This window comes from Pseudomonas sp. Sample_24 (assembly GCF_004307605.1).
Taxonomy (GTDB): domain Bacteria; phylum Pseudomonadota; class Gammaproteobacteria; order Pseudomonadales; family Pseudomonadaceae; genus Aquipseudomonas.
In genome coordinates, this window is record NZ_RCNW01000535.1 from 1 (window position 1) to 3,237 (window position 3,237).

The 3,237-nt window shown below is 60.1% G+C and carries 4 protein-coding genes; 1 reads left to right on the forward strand and 3 read right to left on the reverse strand.

The genetic code is table 11. The annotated features are described in order from the left end of the window. Positions 1-88 precede the first annotated feature (88 nt). Positions 89-1,435: a metalloprotease PmbA gene (pmbA, locus tag D8V06_RS29970; protein WP_130906268.1), complete on the forward strand. Its 1,347-nt coding sequence runs from the start codon at positions 89-91 to the stop codon at positions 1,433-1,435. A gap of 122 nt (positions 1,436-1,557) precedes the next feature. Here the strand turns inward: pmbA and D8V06_RS29975 are convergent, their stop codons facing one another. From D8V06_RS29975 to ptsN, 3 genes are read right to left on the reverse strand one after another with little or no spacing between them, the layout of a single operon-like run. After that, on the reverse strand, positions 1,558-1,833 hold the full coding sequence (locus D8V06_RS29975; protein WP_056855024.1) for an HPr family phosphocarrier protein: 276 nt from the start codon (positions 1,831-1,833) through the stop codon (positions 1,558-1,560). Between the two features lie 15 nt (positions 1,834-1,848). Beyond that, positions 1,849-2,706, reverse strand: coding sequence for an RNase adapter RapZ (gene rapZ / locus D8V06_RS29980; protein ID WP_056855025.1), 858 nt, complete (start codon positions 2,704-2,706; stop codon positions 1,849-1,851). A 2-nt stretch (positions 2,707-2,708) separates the two neighbouring features. After that, complete coding sequence (gene ptsN / locus D8V06_RS29985; RefSeq protein WP_056855026.1) at positions 2,709-3,173, reverse strand: PTS IIA-like nitrogen regulatory protein PtsN; 465 nt, start codon at positions 3,171-3,173, stop codon at positions 2,709-2,711. Positions 3,174-3,237: the final 64 nt, after the last annotated feature.

Below are 3,237 nucleotides of genomic sequence, written 5' to 3' on the forward strand. Positions count from 1 at the left end.
CGCCGCCATGATAACCAGTCGGGGGCCGCTTGTCCGGCCCGGTCGCTCGATGACCGTTACCGAAAGCAGAATTTGAGTGGAGAACAGCATGAGTGCAGTTGAAAGCGTCGGCCCACAAGCGTTGCCGGCACTGCAGGAACAAGTCGAGCAGATCATCGCTGAAGCCAAGCGCCAGGGCGCCAGTGCCTGTGAAGTGGCGGTGTCCCTGGAGCAGGGCCTGTCGACCACGGTGCGCCAGCGTGAAGTCGAAACCGTTGAATTCAATCGTGATCAGGGTTTTGGCATCACCTTGTATGTTGGCCAGCGCAAGGGCTCGGCCAGCACTTCGGCGAGTGGCCCGGATGCCATTCGCGAAACCGTCGCGGCGGCGCTGGCCATTGCCAAACACACCTCGGAAGACGAAGCGTCAGGTCTTGCAGATGCTGCTCTGATGGCGCGTGACGTGGAGGACTTCGACCTGTTCCACCAATGGGACATCACCCCGGAACAAGCCATCGAGCAGGCGCTGGCCTGCGAAGCTGCGGCGTTTGCCGCCGATAGCCGGATCAAGAATGCCGACGGCACCACCCTGAGCACGCATCAGGGTTGCCGGGTCTATGGCAACAGCCACGGTTTTGTCGGTGGTTATGCGTCGACCCGCCACAGCCTGAGCTGCGTAATGATTGCCGAGGCCGATGGCCAGATGCAGCGTGATTACTGGTACGACGTGAATCGCCAGGGCAGTTTGCTGGCCGACCCTGTCAGCATCGGCCAGCGTGCCGCGCAGCGAGCGGCGAGCCGCCTGGGTGCGCGTCCGGTGCCGACCTGCGAAGTGCCAGTGCTGTTTTCGGCAGAATTGGCCGGTGGCTTGTTCGGCAGTTTCCTGTCGGCGATTTCCGGCGGCAGCCTGTATCGCAAATCGTCGTTCCTTGAGGGCACCCTCGGCCAGAAGTTGTTCCCGCAATGGCTGACGATCGATGAGCGACCGCACCTGATGCGCGCCATGGGCAGTGCCGCGTTCGATGGCGATGGCCTGGCAACCTACGCCAAGCCGTTCGTCGAAAAGGGCGAATTGGTTTCCTACATCCTCGGCACCTATTCCGGCCGCAAGCTCGGCATGCCGAGCACCGCGAACGCCGGCGGTGTGCACAACCTGTTTGTCACCCATGGCGACGAAGATCAGGCTGCCTTGCTGCGACGCATGGGGCGTGGCTTGTTGGTCACAGAGTTGATGGGCCAGGGCCTGAACATGGTGACGGGCGATTATTCGCGCGGCGCGGCGGGCTACTGGGTCGAGAACGGCGAGATCCAGTTTGCGGTCCAGGAAGTGACCATCGCCGGCAACATGCGCGACATGTTCAAACAGATCGTTGCCGTGGGTAATGACCTGGAGCTGCGCAGCAACATTCGCACCGGTTCGGTGTTGATCGAGCGGATGACAGTCGCCGGTAGCTAACCTCAGCAGCCCATGAAAAAGGCGCGCCACCCATTGGGTGGCGCGCCTTTTTCATGGGCCTGACTCGGCAGAAGCAAGCGTGGTCGCGATTGCGCAGTGCCGGTCAACGATAGGTTTGCCGCTTATTCGCCTTCGTCGAAGTAGTTGTTGATCAGTGCGACCAAGGCGTCCAACGCTTCCTGCTCCTGTTCGCCTTCCGTACTCAGGTAGATCCTCGTACCTTTGCCGGCAGCCAGCATCATCATGGCCATGATGCTTTTTCCGTCGACGGTGGTTTGCGGCGTGCGGCCTACCCTGATCGTACAGTCCTTGAACTGACCGGCGACCCCAACGAATTTTGCGGATGCCCGGGCGTGCAGGCCCAGCTTGTTGATGATTTCGATTTCCAGAGCAGGCATCGCGATGTGAATCCTTTAGCTGAGGTCGCGGTGGCGAACCTGGACGTTCTTCAGGGATTGCTGCAGGGTCTTGCCCAAGCGTTCGGTCAGGTAGACGGAGCGGTGATGTCCGCCGGTGCAACCGATGGCAATCGTGACGTAAGCGCGGTTACTGGCCGCAAAGCGCGGTAGCCATTTGAGCAAGTATGTGGAAATGTCCTGGAACATCTCCTCGACATCCGGTTGCGCCGCCAGGTACTCGATCACAGGTTGATCAAGGCCGGACTGCGCGCGCAGCTCCGGCTTCCAGTAGGGGTTGGGCAGGCAGCGCACATCGAACACCAGATCGGCGTCCACCGGCATGCCGCGCTTGAAGCCGAAAGATTCCACCAGGAATGCCGTGCCGGGTTCCGGCTGGTTCAGCAGGCGCAGCTTGATCGTATCGCGCAGCTGATACAGGTTCAGGTTGGTGGTATTTACCTTGAGATCGGCAAGGTCGGCAATCGGCCCGAGCAGGCTGGTTTCATCACTGATGGCCTCGGCCAACGAGCGATTGGCGCTGCTCAATGGGTGGCGACGACGGGTTTCGGAAAAGCGTTTGAGCAAGGTTTCTTCGTCGGCGTCCAGGTACAGGACATCGCACTGGATATGCCGGCTGCGGACTTCTTCGAGCAGTTCGGGGAACCGCGACAGGTGACTCGGCAAGTTACGCGCGTCGATGGATACGGCAACCAGTGGTTGCACCAGTTCGGTATGGATCAATGCGCGCTCGGCCAACTCGGGCAGCAACCCGGCAGGCAGGTTGTCGATGCAGTAATAGCCATTGTCCTCAAGCACATCGAGGGCAGTACTTTTACCTGAGCCGGAGCGTCCGCTGACGATGATCAAGCGCATGATTAATGACCGTTTTGCTCGTCCAGGACTACCTGATACAAGGCTTCATTGCTCGGCGCGCTGCGCAGTTTTTCACGCACTTCCTTGCGGTCGAGCATGCTGGCGATCTGGCGTAAAAGTTCCAGGTGCGCATCGGTAGCGGCTTCCGGGACCAGCAGAACGAACAGCAGGTCAACCGGTGCGCCGTCGATGGCATCGAAATCGATGGGGGCATCAAGGTGCATCAAGGCACTGATGGGTGAATGACAGCCCTTGAGGCGACAGTGGGGGATGGCGATACCGTTGCCAAAACCGGTTGAACCGAGTTTTTCACGGGCGACCAGGCTCTCGAAGACATCCTGCATGGCCAGATCCGGCACTTCGCGATGGATGAGGTTGGCAATTTGCTCGAGGGCTTTCTTTTTACTGCCGCCCGGCACGTTCACCAGGGAACGGCCGGGGGTCAGGATGCTTTCAAGTCGGATCATGGGTAGGGAGTGTTAACGACCGGTCGCGCCCTGGAGGAGGCTCTGGGTCTTTTCCTTATGCTTT

What these genes read in the sequence shown, in the direction of transcription:
- pmbA (WP_130906268.1), top strand. Translation starts at nt 89, where the DNA reads ATGAGTGCAGTTGAAAGCGTCGGCCCACAAGCGTTGCCGGCACTGCAG.
- D8V06_RS29975 (WP_056855024.1), bottom strand. Translation starts at nt 1,833, where the DNA reads ATGCCTGCTCTGGAAATCGAAATCATCAACAAGCTGGGCCTGCACGCC.
- rapZ (WP_056855025.1), bottom strand. Translation starts at nt 2,706, where the DNA reads ATGCGCTTGATCATCGTCAGCGGACGCTCCGGCTCAGGTAAAAGTACT.
- ptsN (WP_056855026.1), bottom strand. Translation starts at nt 3,173, where the DNA reads ATGATCCGACTTGAAAGCATCCTGACCCCCGGCCGTTCCCTGGTGAAC.